Raw genomic sequence first — 16,311 nt, 5'->3', positions numbered from 1 at the left:
CTGCCCGATCAGGTCGCGAGCGATGAGTGACGCGCATCGAAAGCTCGGCGGCGCGGGCGAGAAAATATCGCTTGCGGGCGCGCTCGAATCCGCGTGGCAATGCGCGGCGTTCTATTTCGCGCTCGTCGTGCTGGCGCTCGTGTGTCTCGCGTGGTTTCCGTTCGCGTGGATGCTGCGGCGCGTGTTGAGCGTCGATGCGGGGCGGCGCGTCGGACGCACCGTCGTGCAGCGCGTGTGGCATGGCTACTTCGCGCTGCTGCGCACGCTCGGCGCTTGCCGCTTCGATCTCTCCGGACTCGACGCGCTCGCGGGCCAACCGGCGATGATCCTCGCGCCGAACCATCCGTGCCTGCTCGATGCGCTGCTGATCGCGTCGCGCGTGCCCGGCACATGCTGCGTCATGAAGGGCGATGTCGCCGGCAACGTGTTCCTCGGGCCGGGCGCGTTGCTCGCGGGCTATATCGTCAATGACACGTCCGTCGGGCTGATTCGCGCCGCCGTCGCCGAACTGCATCGCGGCAGTCCGCTCCTGCTCTTTCCCGAAGGCACGCGCACCGACAACACGTCGGTGAATCCGCTGAAGGGCGGCATCGCGCTGATCGCGGCGCGTGCGCAGGTGCCCGTGCAGACGCTCATCATCGAGACGGATTCGGGCTTTCTCGGCAAGGGCTGGCAAATCTTCAGGAAGCCCGCGCTGCCCATCACCTACCGCGTGACGCTCGGCCGCCGCTTCGCGCCGCCGGGGCGCGATCACGCCGCGTTGCAGGCGTTTATCGGCGAATTGCAGCGCTTCTATGCGGGCGAGCTCGCTACGCATCGTCCGTGCGACTGAAAGCGCCGGCATCGGCAGACGTTAAAATTCGTCGCAACTCATTCCGCTTTTTATTTCTCTTCAATGCCTTCGACACGCGCATCGTCCACGCATCTCGTCCTTATTCCGAGCTACAACCCCGGCGAGAAGGTCGATGAAACGGTGCGCAGTGCGCGCGAGCAGTGGAATCCGGTCTGGGTGGTCGTCGACGGCAGCACGGACGGCAGCGCCGAACGCCTTCAAAAAATGGCCGAAGCCGATGCCGGACTGCGCGTGATCGTGCTGCCGGAGAATCGCGGCAAGGGCGCGGCGATTCTTGCGGGCATCGACGAAGCCGCGAAGCTCGGCTTCACGCACGCCCTCACGATGGATTCGGACGGTCAGCATCCCGTGGCGCTGATCCGCACGTTCATGGAAACGTCGATGAACGCGCCCGACGCGATGATCCTCGGCCGCCCGAAGTTCGATGCGAGCGCGCCGCAATTGCGCGTGCAGGGACGGCGCATCTCGAATGGCTGGGCGAATCTCGAAACGCTGTGGATGGGCATCGGCGATTCGCTGTACGGCTTTCGCGTCTATCCGATCGCGCCGCTCGCCGCGCTGATGCATTCGCAGACGTTCATGCGCCGCTTCGACTTCGATCCCGAAGCGGTGGTGCGCCTGTGCTGGCGCGGCGTGCGTCCGGTCAACCTCGACGCGCCCGTCCGGTATTTCACGCCGGAAGAGGGCGGCGTCTCGCATTTTCACTATGGCCGCGACAATGCGTTGCTGACGTGGATGCACGCGCGGCTTTTTCTGGGCTTCGTGCTGCGCCTGCCGTTGCTCGCGTGGCGCCGGCTCAGCGCGCGTCGCTGACCGTCTTGTTCATCGCCGTGCCGGCGATCAGCGTGTTCGAGAGCACGATGTCGTGCACGTTGTACGCGTAGATCGGTCCGGGTGTCGTCGCCGTGGCGGGACCGGCCGCGACCGGCGTGCCGAAATCGCAATCCGTGATCGTGACCCCGGTGATCGCCGGAATCGCGGGCGTCGGCGCGGGGCCGTTGTAGTCGAACGCGACCGGGCCTTGCGCGACGATCGCCTGAAAACACGATCCGTTGACGCCGTTCAGCGACACGTTGCTCGCCTTCAGGTTCGAGATGTTCACGTTCTGCACGAGCGCGGGCCGCGTGCGGATCGCGTCCTTCGACGGCTGATAGTCGCAATCGAACGTGATGATGCCGCCCTGCGACGCCGACGGATTCGCCGCCGTCGCCGTCACCACGCCGAGCGGCACCGTCGAATTGATCGGGCTGCCCGCGAGCATGCTGCTGCCGTAGCCGGACGGCGTGAGGCTCACCCCGTTGGGCAGCGTCACGTTGTCGACGTAGAAATCCTTCACGAAGCCGCCGCGATTCATGTTCGTCTTGATGCGGATCGCGATATTCAGCGAATTCGTCGCCCAGAACTTGTTGAGCATCTGCAGATTGCGCGCATAGATCTTCTGCACGCCGCCGCCCATTTCGCTGCCGAGCGTGATGCCGCCGTGGCCGCTGTTCATCGTGCAGTTCTGGATGACGTGGTTCTGCGCCGGGCCGTACTGCGTGTCGAGGTCCTTGCCTGACTTGATCGCGATGCAGTCGTCGCCGGTGTTGAACGTGACGTTCTCGCAGAGGACGGTGTCGCAGCCGTCGGGATCGAAGCCGTCGTTGTTCGGGCCGATGCTGTCCACTGTCACGCCGCGCATCACGACGTTCTGGCAATCGGTCGGATGATGCTGCCAGAACGGCGTGTTGTTCGTCCGATAGCTTTCCATCAGCACATTCGTGCAGCCGATGAATTCCACCATGCAAGGCCGCAGATAGTGGCCGATGCCGAAGATGCGCTTCTCGATTGCGACGCCCGCCTCCGACAGCGCGGGCAGATAGTTCTGGTCCTGCTGCCAGGGCGTGGCGGGATTGGTGAGTTCGGCGTAAAGCGCCTCGGAGATGCCGGGTACGGCGGTTTTCAGATCGACGTTGTTCGCGTTGCTCGATGCCTGCGACGGCGTCGACGAATTTACGCAGCCGTAGACGCCGTTATTGCCTTTCCAGGTCCACCAGCATGTCGCCGTGTTGCCGCTGCCGGCGAAGGGCGTCATCGCCTGACCGTTGAGCACGGACGTGTCGCCTTCGCCCGTCACCGCGATGTTTTTCTGGTTGCGCGCATAGACCGGCGGGCCGTAGTTGAGGCAGTCGTTCGCCTGCCAGCGGCTGTAGTAGAGCTTGCCGTTCGCGCCGCAATCAACCGGGCCGTCCTTCGCGTAGTCGGCGGGATTCGGGCTGAAGTAGATCGTGCAGTTCGCGCTCAGATGGAAGTCGACGTTCGACAGCAGCACGATCGGCCCCGCGCAATACCACGTTCCCGACGGCACGACGACATGTCCGCCGCCCGCCGCGTTGCATGCCGCGATGGCGGCCAGAAACGCGGGGCGCGAGTCGAAGGAGCCGGGCGCGTTGGTCTGGTCCGCGCCGGTGCTCAGGGGCGATTTGGTCGGATCGGTGTACGGATTCGCCGCCGCGACGACCGCGCACGTTTTCGCGCCGTAATCGGTGACGAGGAACTGGCGGCTCGGGAACATCGACGTCGAGACGCTTTGCAGCGCGTTCACGATCTGTGTCGCCGAACCGGACGGGCCCCAGATCGGGTCTTGCGCGGTGGGCGGGGTCGTCGAACCGGAGCCGGAGTCGTCGTGACCGCCGCAGCCCGCGAGCACGCCGAATGTGCTCATCGCGCCGAGCAGCGGGGCGCTCGCCGAAAGGCCCGCGAACTTCACGAAGGCACGGCGCGAGCGGTTTTGAGGGAGCTTCATCGGTTGTCTCCTGATCCGGTTTGTCCGGTTGTATGGGGGGAAGCGGGCTTTGAGAAACGATGTCGTATGACATGCGATACATTTGGAAAACGTTATCCTACGCATTCGGATGCCGTCAACCCGGTGCAAACGTGTAGGCCGGTAATATAGGACGTCGTATGTGATCGGGTCCGGAAAAAACTGCCTCAGGCCGTTCTCTTGAGCACGAGCCGCGCTTCCAGCCCGCCGCCTTCCCGATGATGCAGCGTCAGCGACGCGTCCATCGCGAGCGTGAGTTGACGAGCAATGGCGAGGCCCAGCCCCGTGCCGCCCGTCTGCCGGTTGCGCGATTCTTCCAGCCGCACGAACGGCTCGAATACCGCGTCCAGCGATTCCGCCGGAATGCCCGCGCCGCGATCGAGCACGGAGATGACAGCGCGGCCGTCGTCGCGCGTGGCGACTTCGATTTCCGCCGCGCCTGCATACTTGATCGCGTTGTCGATCAGATTGCCCACCACGCGCTTCAATGCCTGCGGCGGGGCCATCAGCGCGCCGCCGATGCTGCCCGACAGCGTTACCGGTTGCCCGGCATCGAGATAATCGTCGACCATGCTTCCGATGAGCGCATCCGGATCGATGCGGCGCGGCGCTTCGTTCGTGCCGTGCAGCGTGCGCGCGTACGTCACGCCTTCCTTCACGAGCGATTCCATCTCCTTCAGATCCTGCTGCAGCTTCGCGCCGGTCGATTCGTCGTCCATCACGTCGACACGCAGCCGCATGCGCGTGATCGGCGTCTGCAAGTCGTGCGTGATCGCCGCGAGAATCTGCATGCGCTGCGCCATGTACATCGAGACGCGGTCCTGCATCGCGTTGAACGCCTTCGCGGCGCGCGCGACTTCCTCCGGCCCGGATTCGGGCAGACGTTCTGCCTTGAGATCGGGGCCGAGCGTGTCGGCGGCGCTGGCGAGGCGCTTGAGCGGACCGGTCGCGAGGCGCACCGCGAGCCAGCAGCACGCGCCGAGCACGACCAGTTGCAGCACCAGAACCAGCGGCAGCCAGCCGGAGAGCGGCATGCCGACCACCGGACGCATGTCGATGGTGAGCGGCGAGCCATCCGACAATTTCAGATGCACCTGAAAGCGTTCCTTGCCGCCGGGCACGGCATTGACCGTCAATGGATAACGCTTGCCGATGCCTTCGCCGATGGAATGCGCAAAGCGCTCCGACAACGCGGCATCGAGCGGCGCGCCGGTTGCATCGCCCGGCCCGAGAATGAACGTGTAGCTGCGCCGCGCGAGCCGCGGCAGCCACTGCGCGCGTTCGTCCGGCGGCAGATGATCGAGCAGCGCGACCGAACTCGCCACTTCGCGCTCGACGTAACCCATCATCATGTGGGTCATCGAATCGTCGCGCTCGTGCATCGTCAGAAGGAACGAAAACGTCTGCGCGAGCGCCAGCCCGACGACGAGGATCAGCGCAAGCCGCGCGAACAGCGTGCGCGGCCAGTGCAGCAATGACGTTGATGAAACCGTGCTCATGAGGAAGACTCGACGGGTTTGACTTCGGCGGAGAAGACATAGCCTTCGCTGCGCAACGTCTTGATGTAGCGCGGCTCGCGGGCCGTGTCGCGCAGGCGCTGACGCAGCCGCGATACCAGCAGGTCGATGGAGCGGTCGAACGCATCGGCCTGGCGGCCTTGCGTGAGGTTCAGCAACTGATCGCGCGTGAGCACGCGCTGGGCATTGTCGAGAAACACGCGCAGCAGCCGGTATTCCGCGCCCGAGAGCGCGACCATCGTGCCCTCGGCGTCGAGCAGATGACGCGCGGTCGTGTCGAGACGCCAGTCGCCGAATCCCAGCATTTGCGAGGATTCCGTGACTTCCATCCCCGGCGGCAACATGCGCGTGCGGCGCAAAACCGAACGAATGCGCGCGAGCAATTCGCGCACGGCGAAGGGCTTGGGCAGATAATCGTCGGCGCCCATTTCGAGGCCGAGAATGCGGTCGGCTTCCTCGTTGCGCGCGGTGAGCATCAGCACGGGCACGTCGCGATATTTGCCCGCGCGCAGTTCGCGGCACAGCACGAGGCCGTCCTCGCCGGGCAGCATCAGATCGAGCACGATCAGATCGGGCGCGCCATGCTGCTCCAGCACGGCGCGCATCTGCCGGCCGTTCGCCGCGAGCGACACGCGCATGCCGTTCTTTTCCAGATACGTGGCGAGCAGTTCGCGGATGCCGCGATCGTCGTCGACGATCAAAACGTGATCAGTGGTTTCCATCGATGGATCGTTGTCGTTGACGCTTGAGTTGCACCCGGTTCGGGTTGACCAGCAGACACTGAACCGGCTGGGCCATTTCCGTCGCGATCCCGCCGACGAGAAAGGCGAGAACCGCCAGCATGCGTTTCATTCGAAGCTCCCGCTGATGACGCGATGACTGCGTTATAGCGCGCTTCGGCGGATGTTTTGTATCGCAGTGTATCTCGCATGTCGCGCGATACATAACATTGCGCAGCGCGCGTTTTTCCGACACAAGCGGGATACGCGCGCGCAGTCCAATGCGGTCATGCCGATGCAAACGCCGGCCAGCCGGGGCGATATGCCGATATCGCGCCGCCCCGATTTTCACCGCATTCAAAGGACTTCGTCATGCTCTCCGCCATTAAAAAGGCTGCCGCGTGCGCCGGGATCGCCGCATGCGCGGCCATCGCGTCGGCGCCCGCCAGCGCTCAAATCAACGACAACGTCGCGCCGGAATTCGCCGGCATCCACCACTGGCACAACAGCGAACCGCTCGCGCTCGCGCAGTTGCGCGGCAAGGTCGTGCTCGTCGATTTCTGGACCTTCGCGTGCGGCAACTGCATCAACACGCTGCCCGCCGTGAAGTCGTGGAACCAGAAGTACAAGGACAAAGGGCTCGTCGTGGTCGGCGTGCATACGCCCGAGTTTCCGTTCGAACAGGACACGAACAACGTGAAGCGCGCCATCGAACGATTCGGCATCACGTATCCCGTCGCGCAGGACAACCGTTACGCGACCTGGGCCGCTTACGGCAATCAGTACTGGCCGGCCTTCTATCTGATCGACAAGCACGGACGCGTCGCCTACACGCACTTCGGCGAGGGCGAGTACGCGCAGACCGAGGCCGCGATCCAGAAGCTGCTGGCCGAGCGTTGAGCGGGCTTCTGTATCGCAATGTATCTGCAACGCACGCGATACAAAACATTGCATGACGCCCGCATCGCGGACACAAGCCAGATACGTGCGGGACTTCAAATACACACATCGACGGCTCGCGAGTGAAACGAAAAAACGATCACCTGCGAAAGCCGACGTGCCGTAACTCATTCAACCGAAAGATTCACCTGCCTCAAGGAGAAACACCATGAAATCCACGATCGTTGCTTTTGCTCTCGTCGCCGGCACCATGACCGGTGTAGCTCATGCAGCCGTGAAGAACGTCCCGCTGAACGTGCAGACCGAACAGGCCGCCGCGAATCACGCGTATGCCGGCAAGACGCGCGCCGAAGTGAAGCGCGAGCTTGTTCAGGCGCAGCGCGATGGCGAGATCGCCGCGTTGCGCAGCCTGTATCAAGGCAGCTAATCCATTACCCCATTCACGCAAACAGAGGCCCCATCATGATCAAGCACTTCGTCACCGCCGCAGTCATCGCCGTCAGTGCCGTCGCCGCCGGTTCCGCATTCGCCAGCAGCGGCTACGGCCCCGCGCCGCACTACGACCCGCTCGCGGGCGCGCCCGCATCGCAGCGCGGCGTGAGCGCGCAGACCATCGCCACTGAAAGCATCGCCATGCCGATGCAGGCATACGGCGGCACGCACGACACCGTGTCGCAATCGGGCGCGCGCGGCGTGGCCACGAACGACGTCGCCCGGCTTTTCGCGCATCACTGAACCCGTCCACTTTCGAAACCACACGAGGCATTCATCATGACCCAGATCGACACCGTCCTGTACACCGGCAAAACCCGCGTCGTCGGAGGCCGCGAAGGCCACGCGAAAAGCACCGATGGCCGTCTCGACGTGAAACTCTCGCCGCCCGGATCGACGGGCGCGGGCACCAATCCCGAGCAGATGCTCGCGGCCGGCTGGTCCGCGTGTTTCATCGGCGCGATGGGCAAGGCCGCCGCGAAGCTGAAGACGCGTCTGCCCGCCGACACCGCCGTCGATGCGGAAGTGGACCTCGGCATGAACGGCGATGCGTATCTGCTGCGCGCACGCCTGAACGTGACTCTGCCGGGCATCGAGCGCGCGGTCGCCGAAGAGATCGCGCAGATGGCGCATCAGACCTGCCCGTACTCGAAGGCGCTGAAGAGCAATATCGACGTGACGATCACGGTCGTCTGACGCGTTCATCCGCGCGATTCGCTCCGGTAGACTTGGCGCTTCATCGATCAACCGAAGCACCGAGCCGACATGGACCGAATCGACGCGATGAAAGTCTTCATCGCCACGCTCGACGAAGGCAGTCTGGCGGGCGCGGGGCGGCGTCTTGGCCGCTCGCCTGCCGCCGTGAGCCGGGCGATCGCCTTTCTCGAGGCGCATACGGGCACGGCGCTGCTTCATCGCACGACGCGGACCATCAAGCTGTCCGAAGCCGGCGAACGTTACGCCGTCGCGTGCCGCCGCATCCTCACCGATCTCGAAGAAGCCGATTTGCTGATCGCGCACGAACGCGCCGCGCCGCGCGGGCTCTTGACGATCACCGCGCCCGTCGCCGCGGGCGAAGATCTGCTGCGTCCGCTGCTCGACGATTTCATCGCGCGCTTTCCCGCCGTGTCCGTGCGTCTGCAACTGCTCGACCGGCCCGTGAGCCTGATCGATGAAGGCATCGATGTCGCGTTGCGTATCGCGCATCTGCCGGACTCGACGCTCGTCGCGATTCCTGTCGGCGAAGTGCGGCGCGTCGTGGCTGCGTCGCCGGGTTATCTCGCGAAGCATCCGCGCATCGAAAAGCCCGTCGATCTCGCGCAGCATCAGATCATTTCGATGACGCACTTCGGCCTCGATTCGTGGAGCTTCCCCACTTCAGGCGGCTTGACGATTCCGCAAGTCGTGCAGTTCACGCCGCGTTTCATCGTCAACACGGTGCGCGCGGCGGTTGCATCCGTCGTCGATGGGCACGGCCTCACACGGCTCTTTTCCTATCACGTCGCGAAGGAAGTGAAGGACAAGACGCTGCAAATCGTGCTGTCCGACAGCGAGCACGCGCCGTTGCCGGTGCATCTGCTGACGCCGCACGGAAGGCTTTCGGTGCCGAAAGTGCGCGCGTTCGTCGATTTCGCCACGCCGCGTCTGCGGCGTCAGTTCAGGCAATTGCAGCTCGATTCGATCGCATAGCGGAAGATTGTCTTCCGATTGGCGTCGATTCTCTCTCGATCCGATCGAATATAGACTGGCCTTCATCGAGGGCGCGCACGCCGCGTCCCACGCAATGACGGAGGCCGTATGCGTTACGCAGTTTTGAACCCATCGGAACGCGCGCCGTTCCAGGTCTGGCGCGGCGTGCTCGCGGGCGCGAGCGCGAGTCTCGTCGGCATTGGACTCGCGCGTTTTGCTTACACGCCGCTCCTGCCGGCGATCATCGGCGCGCACTGGTTTCCCGCGTCGACGGCCGCTTATCTCGGCGCGGCCAATCTCGGCGGTTATCTCGCGGGCGCGCTGGCCGCCGGTTTGTTCGCGCGGCATGCGCGCGCCGCGACCGTCCTGCGCGCGATGATGGTCATCGCGACCATCGCCTTCATCGCGTGCGCGTTTCCCGTGTCGTTTCTGTGGTTCTTCGTGTGGCGGTTTCTGTCGGGGATTTCCGGCGGCGCGCTGATGGTGCTCGCCGCGCCGACGATCATCGCGCATGTCGCGCCGTCGCGTCGCGGCTTTGCGAGCGGAGCGATTTTCACGGGCATCGGGCTGGGCATCGCGGCGTCGGGGACGATCGTGCCGCTGCTATTGCGGCAAGGCTTGACGCAGACGTGGCTGGGCCTCGCGGTGGTCTCGTTGCTGCTGACCATCGTCGCGTGGAACGGATGGCCGTCGCAAGATGCGCCCGCGCCCGCCGCGCAGCAAGCGAGCGTCAAGGCGCCGCCGCCGCCCGCATTGCGCGCGCTGTTCGTCGAATACGCGTTGAATGCGGTCGGTCTCGTGCCGCACATGATCTTTCTCGTCGATTTCGTCGCGCGCGGTCTCGGCAAAGGTGTCGATGCGGGCGCCGAATTCTGGGTGCTGTACGGGCTCGGTGCGATCGCCGGGCCGCTGCTTGCCGGTCATCTCGCGGACCGCGCCGGTTTCGGGCCGGCGCTGCGGGTCGCGTATCTGCTTCAGTTGATTGCGGTCGCGTTGCCCGCGGTGTCGTCGAGTTCGAGCTTGCTGATGGTGTCGAGCGTGCTGGTCGGCGCATTCACGCCGGGCATCGTGCCGCTCGTACTGGGACGCGTGAACGAATTGCTCGCGCATCATCCGGCCGCGCAGAAGGGCGCGTGGCGCACCGCGACGACGGGCTTCGCCGTCCTTCAGGCGCTCGCGGCGTATGGTCTGTCTTTCCTGTTTTCGAGCAGTGGCGGCGATTACCGCCTGCTGTTCGTGATCGGTGCGGCGGCGCTCGCGGTTGCGCTCGCCGTCGATCTGTTCGCTGCGTTGAGGTCGAAATGAGTCAGGTGCTTCAAACGCCGATCCAGCCGGGCTATGCCGAACGCAACGGCCAGTACTGGCGACGCAATCTCGCCGTCTGCGTGTTCGGTTCGTTCACGACGCTCGTGAGTCTCAGCATGCTGCTGCCGTTTCTGCCGCTGTACGTGCGGCAACTCGGCGTGAGCTCGCAGGCGGCGGTGATCGAATGGTCGGGCGTCGCGTTCAGCGCGACGTTTCTCGGCACCGCCGTCACCGCGCCGCTCTGGGGCCGTCTCGCCGATCGCTACGGCCGCAAGCCGATGCTCGTGCGCGCGGCGGTCGGCATGGCTATCGTGATGTCGCTGATCGGCGTCGCGCATTCGGTGCATCAACTGGTCGCGCTGCGTCTCTTTGCGGGGCTGATCGGCGGCTACGCGTCGGCGTCGACGGTGATGATCGGCACGCAGGCGCCGCGCGAGCGGGCAGGGTGGGCGCTCGGCATCCTGTCGACGGGCGCGCTCGCGGGCAATCTCGCCGGGCCGCTCATCGGCGGCATGCTGCCGGGATTGATCGGCATTCGCGGGACGTTTTTCGCGGGCGCGGGCATGATCGCGGTGGCCGCGTTGCTCACGATCGTCCTCGTGAAGGAAGACTTCCATCCCGCCGATGCGACCAGGCACACGGCGCATTCGGCTTCGGCGCCGGCGCATCGCACGAATTACGTCGTCGTGGCCGCGCTGCTCGCCACCGCGATGATGGTGCTGCTCGCGAACATGTCGATCGAGCCGATCATCACCGTATATATCGGCGGTCTGGGCGTGACGGCAGATCACGTGGCGCGCATCGCGGGCGTCGTGATGGCGTGCTCCGCGCTCGGCAGCATGCTGACGGCCGCGCGGCTCGGCGCGCTCGCGGATCGCATCGGAAGCTGGAACGTGATCGTCGGATGTCTCGTGCTGACGGGTATCGCGATGATCCCGCAGGCGTTCGTGCATCAATGGTGGCAGCTCGCCGCGCTGCGCGTGCTGATGGGCATGACGCTCGCCGGTCTGCTGCCGTCGATCTCGAAGCTCGCGCGCGGCGCTGTCGATGAAAACCGCAGCGGACAATTGCTCGGCTATCTGCAATCGGCGCAATTCAGCGGGCAGGTCGCCGGGCCGCTGATCGGCGGACAGATCGGCGTGTGGTTCGGGCTGCACTCCGTATTCTTCGCGACGGGAAGCCTCTTGATCACGTGCGCGGGGCTCGCGCATTGGGCGCGCACACGATGACGTGTACTGCGCGGTTTAAGTTTCACTTAAGACTTGCAACTTACGGTAACGCACTCGTTCCCTGACGTTCGCCTGTCGCTGCCCCATGCCGCCAATTTTTTCGATGACGCGTAGCTGAACGCGTCATGCTCAAACTCCATCTTTTTTTCATCGTCTTTCTTTTCGCGGGTCTCGTGCCGCTCATCGCGCACGCGAAGCGCGCCGCCCACAAACCCGCTTCGAAGCCTCCTGTTCTGGCGCGCGCGGCGATCGTCGTCGATCTGACGAGCGGCCGCACGCTCTACGCGAAGCACGCGGATCAACGCATGCCGATTGCATCGCTAACCAAGCTGCTCACCGCGATGGTCGTGCTCGACTCGAAGCGCTCGCTGCTCAAGCCCGCGCGCATCACCGATGCCGATGTCGACCGGCTCAAGTATTCGCGCTCGCGCCTGCCCGTCGGCTCGCTGCTGTTGCGCAGGACGATGCTGCATATCGCGTTGATGTCGTCGGAGAATCGCGCCGCGTTCGCGTTGAGCCGCGACTATCCCGGCGGACGCGCGGGCTTCGTGCGCGCGATGAATCACACGGCGAAGCGCCTGCACATGAATCGCAGCCATCTCGTCGATCCGACCGGGCTTTCGCCGCGCAATGTATCGACGGCGCGCGATCTCACGAAGCTCGCGCGCGCGGCGTATCGCTATCCGACGATCCGCGAATACGCGACCTCGCAACATCAGCTCGTGCTCGGCGGCGCGGGGCCGCTCGTGTATCGCAATACGGACCCGCTCGTGTACAACGCGGCGTGGCGCGTCGGCCTGCAGAAGACGGGATTCACGAACGAGGCGGGGCATTGCCTGATCGTGATCGCGCCGGTGCACGGGCGGCCGACGCTTTTCGTCATCCTCGCTGCGCCGAATGCGCACGCGCACTTTCAGGACGCGGTGAATTTGCGCAGCTGGCTATTGAAGCGCGCGGCGCACCATCGTTAGACGGTCGCGAGCGATTCCGGGGCTATCGGCCGGTCGTCGATCGGAAAATGCAGCAGCGCCGCAACGAGCCCGGCGACGGCAGTGGCGCCCCAGATCAGCGAGTAGGAGCCGGTCGTGTCGAACACGTAACCGCCGAGCCACGCGCCGAGAAACGATCCGAGCTGGTGACTGAGAAACACGACGCCGAAGAGCGTGCCCAGATGCCGCGTGCCGAACACCTTCGCGATCAGGCCGTTGGTGAGCGGCACCGTGCCGAGCCAGGTCAGCCCCATGACGGCGGCGAAGATGACGACGGAGACGCTCGTCGTCGGCAACAGCACGAAGAGGGCGATGGCGCCGCCGCGAATCAGATAGAGCCACGCGAGCACATGATGCTGCCGCCAGCGTCCGCCGAGCCAGCCGCATCCCCAGCTGCCGATCATGTTGAAGAGGCCGATGAGCGCGAGCGCCGTCGCGCCGAGCCCGACCGGCATGTGGCACAGCATCAGATAGCCCGGCAGATGCGTGGCGATGAACGCGAGCTGGAAACCGCACGTGAAGAAGCCGAGCGTCAGCAGCCGATAGCCGCGATGTCGCGATGCATAAGCGAGCGTTTCGCGCAACGCCGTTGCCGGTGCCGGTGCCGGCGCTGATGACGTCGCTGCGGCGCTCCGGCGGCTCGCGCGATCGAGCGCGATACCGAGCGGCGCGGCGAGCAGCAGCACGAAGGCGAGGGCATAGAGCGATGCCGCCACGCCCCCATGCACGCGCACGGTCTGCGCGAACGGCACCATCAGCACTTGCCCGAGCGAACCGCCCGCGCTGGCGAGGCCCATCGCGAGGCTGCGCGTTTGCGGCGACGCGACGCGCCCGACCGTCGCGAGCACGACGCCGAAACTCGTGCAACTGATGCCGATGCCGACGAGCAATCCCAGTCCGAGCACGAGCATCCAGCCGGCGGTCGCGGCGGCGGCGAGCGCGAGTCCGGCGGCGAACGTGGCCGCACCGAACACGACGACGGGCGCCGCGCCGTAACGATCCGCGGCCGCGCCCGCGAACGGCTGCGCGAAGCCCCAGACGAGGTTGTGCAGCGCGATCGCGAAGGCGATCAACGTGACGGGCAAGCCGCGATCGAAGGAAAACGGCCCGATGAAAAGCCCGAAGGTCTGGCGCACGCCCATCGCGGCGCTCAGGATCAGCGCGGCCGCGCCGATGAGCAGCCACGCCGTTGCGCGCTTCGTGCCCGTTCCGTTGTCGATGCTCGATAAAGACGACATGGCGCGTTCCTCCTTGCGGTCATCGTCGCAGGCGAACGTCCGTGCTGACAAACGAAAAGTTTTCGCGAACAGATGAGCGCAGTTCAACCGTGATCGACGAAACCGGCCGCCTGATCGAGCAGCCAGTTGCGGAACGCCACGAGATCCGCGCGGCTGCCCGCTTGCGGCGCTTCGCAGAGCCAGTACGCGGTCTGCGTCTCGACGCTCGTCGCCGAGGCCTCGACGAGCGTGCCCGCCGCCAGTTCGCGATCGACGAGCGGACGCCTGCCGATGACGACGCCGAGCCCGGCCGCGGCGGCATCGAAGCCGAGTTGGACGGTATCGAAGCGCAGGCCGCCGTGCAGATCGAGCCCGTCGATGCACGCGCCGTCCATCCACGCCTGCCAGTCCTGGCTGGCGGTATCGACGTGAATGAGCGCGGCGCGTGTGAGATCGGGAATGCCGTCGGCGCCGCTCAGCATCGCGCGATACGCCGGGCTGCACACCGGCACGAGCCGCTCGCCGAAGAGACGTTGCCACGATGCGCCATCGACCGGGCCGCGCGAGCGGCGCAGGCCGAAATCGAAGCCATCGACGGGAAAGCCCGCCTGGCGGCGCGAAGTGTCCACGCTGACGTCGATGTTCGGCCAGCGCGCGCGGAAATCCGCGAGGCGCGGAACGAGCCAGCGCGCGGCGAGCGTCGGCGCGCAGGTGACGGAGATCGTGCGGCGCTTGCGCTTGTCGGGCAGCGATTGCGTACCGATGGCGATGAGCGCAAACGCTTCGGCGATGTACGGCAGATAGTGTTCGCCCGCGGCGGAGAGCGACAGCCCGCGCGGCTCGCGCACGAAAAGCTCGACGCCGAGCATGTCCTCCAGCGCGCCGATGCCGTGGCTCACCGCGCCCGGCGTCACGTTGAGTTCGGCGGCCGCGAGCTTGAAACTGCGATGCCGTGCGGCGGCTTCGAAGAGACGCAGGGCGTTGAGCGGCGGAAGGCGCTGGGGCATGTTCGCGAGCGGAATCGACGATGGATGCGCCTATCTTGCCATCGCCCGATGAAAACGCGGTCAGCGAGATGCCCGCCGCCGCGCCTTCCACCAGCCGATGATGCGCCGCGCGATGAGCGCGAACGGCGGATTGATGAACAGCACGGCCGCGCCGAGCGCGATGCAGCCGCAGACGAGAAACGTGCCGCGATAGCCGAGCGCGGCCACGAGCACGCCCGACAGCACGCCGGAGAGAATCGAGCCGACGCGCGACGCGTTAAAGAAGAGCGCCGTCGCCGATCCGGGGCTTTGCGGCATCAGATCCTGCATGTAGGTCATGCCGAGGCACGACGTCACCGACACGACGAACGCGTTGAAGGCCTGCATCGGAATCAGAAAGTGGACGTTGGGCGACGCCGCGACCGCGATGAAGTAAATCAGATGCACGACGGCGCACGACGCGAGCCAGCGCTGCTTGTCGAGGCGCGACGCACGTGCGCCGAGCGCGAGCATCATCGGGATTTCGAGGAGTGCGCCGAGCCCGAGCATGATCGACACGTCGATGCGCGTGCCATGCATGCCGTGCACGACAAAGAGCGGCAGCACGATCATGGTCGCGCTCGCGGCGAGCCCGATGAGCGTCATCGCGACGGTGGCGCGCCAAATTTCCGCGCGCGAGTGCAACGCGCCGGCGTGCGGCGGGACGAGCTCTTCGGTGTCGGGCGCGGTGACTTCGAGCAGCGAGGTCGGATCGCCCGCGTAGTGCGCGGGCGCGCTGTGCGGGTCGCCCTTGGGGGAATCGTGCATGCGCCAGACGATCGCGCCGCACGCGATGAAGCAGGCCGCCGCGAACAGGAACAAACCGTAGAAGCCGGCGCCGGCGAGCACGAGCGCGCCAACGGAGGGCCCGAAGACCCATGCCATCGAGAGGACGGTTCGCAGGGTGGCGAGCGCGAGAGAGCGTTCGGCTTCGTCATCGACGGGCAGCGCGGCGCGCGCGAAGGAAAACACAAGCGACATGGCCGAGCCGCCCGCGCCGAGGAACACGATGCCGATCGCGACCAGCGCGGTGTAATTGCGTACCAGGCACAGCAGCAGAAAACCGAGCGACGACGCGATGAGCGCCGCGAGCAGCAATCCGCGATGATGGCCGTGCCGGTCCGACCATTTGCCGGCGAACGCGCTGGCCACGACGCCGCTTGCCGCGATGACGGTCATGAACACGCCGAGCTTGAGCGGGCTCATGTCCGCCTGTTCGACGCTAAAGAGCGACAGATACGGCGCGGTGAACGACATCGCCACGCCGAGCATGAGGGTCGCGCCGGAAAGCGGCAGGAAGAACGGGATGCGGGTGAGACTGAGGAGGCGTGTGTTCATCGGGACGTGGGTCGGCGCGTGCGGTAGAGCCGTGAAGCGGGTGCAAGGCGTGCTTCGCGCGTTGTGGGGCGTGCGGGCAGTTTGCCATCGTCGGACGATGATACGTGTGGCAATTAGTTAACTTGATTGGACATAATGTAAATTATCGAAGTTTAGTCTGTCAGGGCTTTTTAGTAATGTCCGGTTTGGGCTCATTAGAAATGTCCGGTTTGCTCCTGAAGCGCACGCTGATGGC

General features: G+C 65.5%; 17 protein-coding genes. 10 read left to right on the top strand and 7 right to left on the bottom strand.

Going from position 1 to position 16,311, the window contains the following annotated elements:
* The first annotated feature begins 22 nt into the window (after nucleotides 1-22).
* Both AWB76_RS33555 and AWB76_RS33550 read left to right on the top strand, forming a co-directional pair.
* A complete protein-coding gene (locus tag AWB76_RS33555; RefSeq protein WP_061164408.1) occupies nucleotides 23-832 on the top strand; it encodes a lysophospholipid acyltransferase family protein in 810 nt (269 codons plus the stop codon).
* Between the two features lie 63 nt (nucleotides 833-895).
* Complete coding sequence (locus tag AWB76_RS33550) at nucleotides 896-1,666, top strand: glycosyltransferase family 2 protein (protein ID WP_061164407.1); 771 nt, start codon at nucleotides 896-898, stop codon at nucleotides 1,664-1,666.
* Here AWB76_RS33550 and AWB76_RS33545 read toward each other — a convergent pair.
* The 4 genes from AWB76_RS33545 to AWB76_RS41760 form a co-directional block, all read right to left on the bottom strand.
* Entirely contained in the window at nucleotides 1,650-3,638 is a 1,989-nt protein-coding gene (locus tag AWB76_RS33545) for a glycoside hydrolase family 28 protein (RefSeq protein WP_061164406.1), read from the bottom strand. The two genes, AWB76_RS33550 and AWB76_RS33545, sit on opposite strands and share 17 nt — an antisense overlap.
* A gap of 185 nt (nucleotides 3,639-3,823) precedes the next feature.
* Complete coding sequence (locus AWB76_RS33540; RefSeq protein WP_061164405.1) at nucleotides 3,824-5,155, bottom strand: sensor histidine kinase; 1,332 nt, start codon at nucleotides 5,153-5,155, stop codon at nucleotides 3,824-3,826.
* A complete protein-coding gene (locus AWB76_RS33535; protein WP_061164404.1) occupies nucleotides 5,152-5,895 on the bottom strand; it encodes a response regulator in 744 nt (247 codons plus the stop codon). Before AWB76_RS33535 ends, AWB76_RS33540 begins: the two co-directional genes overlap by 4 nt.
* Complete coding sequence (locus AWB76_RS41760) at nucleotides 5,882-6,025, bottom strand: hypothetical protein (RefSeq protein WP_167357799.1); 144 nt, start codon at nucleotides 6,023-6,025, stop codon at nucleotides 5,882-5,884. Before AWB76_RS41760 ends, AWB76_RS33535 begins: the two co-directional genes overlap by 14 nt.
* A gap of 239 nt (nucleotides 6,026-6,264) precedes the next feature.
* Between AWB76_RS41760 and AWB76_RS33530 the strand changes: the two genes are divergently transcribed.
* The 8 genes from AWB76_RS33530 (at nucleotide 6,265) to AWB76_RS33495 (ending at nucleotide 12,478) form a co-directional block, all read left to right on the top strand.
* A complete protein-coding gene (locus AWB76_RS33530; RefSeq protein WP_061164403.1) occupies nucleotides 6,265-6,792 on the top strand; it encodes a thioredoxin family protein in 528 nt (175 codons plus the stop codon).
* 208 nt (nucleotides 6,793-7,000) lie between these two features.
* Nucleotides 7,001-7,219, top strand: coding sequence for a DUF4148 domain-containing protein (locus tag AWB76_RS33525; protein WP_061164402.1), 219 nt, complete (start codon nucleotides 7,001-7,003; stop codon nucleotides 7,217-7,219).
* 35 nt (nucleotides 7,220-7,254) lie between these two features.
* On the top strand, nucleotides 7,255-7,527 hold the full coding sequence (locus AWB76_RS33520) for a hypothetical protein (RefSeq protein ID WP_061164401.1): 273 nt from the start codon (nucleotides 7,255-7,257) through the stop codon (nucleotides 7,525-7,527).
* 36 nt (nucleotides 7,528-7,563) lie between these two features.
* Nucleotides 7,564-7,980: an organic hydroperoxide resistance protein gene (locus AWB76_RS33515; RefSeq protein ID WP_208606644.1), complete on the top strand. Its 417-nt coding sequence runs from the start codon at nucleotides 7,564-7,566 to the stop codon at nucleotides 7,978-7,980.
* Nucleotides 7,981-8,049: 69 nt separating this feature from the next.
* Nucleotides 8,050-8,973, top strand: a complete 924-nt coding sequence (locus tag AWB76_RS33510; protein WP_061164399.1) for a LysR family transcriptional regulator — start codon at nucleotides 8,050-8,052, stop codon at nucleotides 8,971-8,973.
* Between the two features lie 108 nt (nucleotides 8,974-9,081).
* A complete protein-coding gene (locus AWB76_RS33505) occupies nucleotides 9,082-10,278 on the top strand; it encodes a YbfB/YjiJ family MFS transporter (protein ID WP_061164398.1) in 1,197 nt (398 codons plus the stop codon).
* Nucleotides 10,275-11,507 (top strand): MFS transporter, encoded by a 1,233-nt coding sequence (locus AWB76_RS33500; protein WP_061164397.1) that lies wholly within the window; start codon nucleotides 10,275-10,277, stop codon nucleotides 11,505-11,507. The genes AWB76_RS33505 and AWB76_RS33500 overlap by 4 nt, the downstream gene beginning before the upstream one ends.
* A 125-nt stretch (nucleotides 11,508-11,632) precedes the next feature.
* On the top strand, nucleotides 11,633-12,478 hold the full coding sequence (locus tag AWB76_RS33495; protein ID WP_061164396.1) for a serine hydrolase: 846 nt from the start codon (nucleotides 11,633-11,635) through the stop codon (nucleotides 12,476-12,478).
* Here AWB76_RS33495 and AWB76_RS33490 read toward each other — a convergent pair.
* The 3 genes from AWB76_RS33490 to AWB76_RS33480 form a co-directional block, all read right to left on the bottom strand.
* Complete coding sequence (locus tag AWB76_RS33490; RefSeq protein WP_061164436.1) at nucleotides 12,475-13,734, bottom strand: MFS transporter; 1,260 nt, start codon at nucleotides 13,732-13,734, stop codon at nucleotides 12,475-12,477. The two genes, AWB76_RS33495 and AWB76_RS33490, sit on opposite strands and share 4 nt — an antisense overlap.
* Before the next feature lie 83 nt (nucleotides 13,735-13,817).
* Nucleotides 13,818-14,720: a LysR substrate-binding domain-containing protein gene (locus AWB76_RS33485; protein WP_061164395.1), complete on the bottom strand. Its 903-nt coding sequence runs from the start codon at nucleotides 14,718-14,720 to the stop codon at nucleotides 13,818-13,820.
* Nucleotides 14,721-14,780: 60 nt separating this feature from the next.
* The gene (locus AWB76_RS33480; RefSeq protein ID WP_061164394.1) at nucleotides 14,781-16,076 is read right to left on the bottom strand and encodes a sugar efflux transporter; all 1,296 of its coding nucleotides are present in this window, start codon (nucleotides 16,074-16,076) and stop codon (nucleotides 14,781-14,783) included.
* Nucleotides 16,077-16,311 lie beyond the last annotated feature (235 nt).

The organism is Caballeronia temeraria (assembly GCF_001544795.2).
In the GTDB taxonomy this organism is placed as follows: Bacteria; Pseudomonadota; Gammaproteobacteria; order Burkholderiales; family Burkholderiaceae; genus Caballeronia; species Caballeronia temeraria.
The sequence above is the reverse complement of the archived record's forward strand: the minus strand, read 5'-3'. Positions and strand labels throughout refer to the sequence as shown.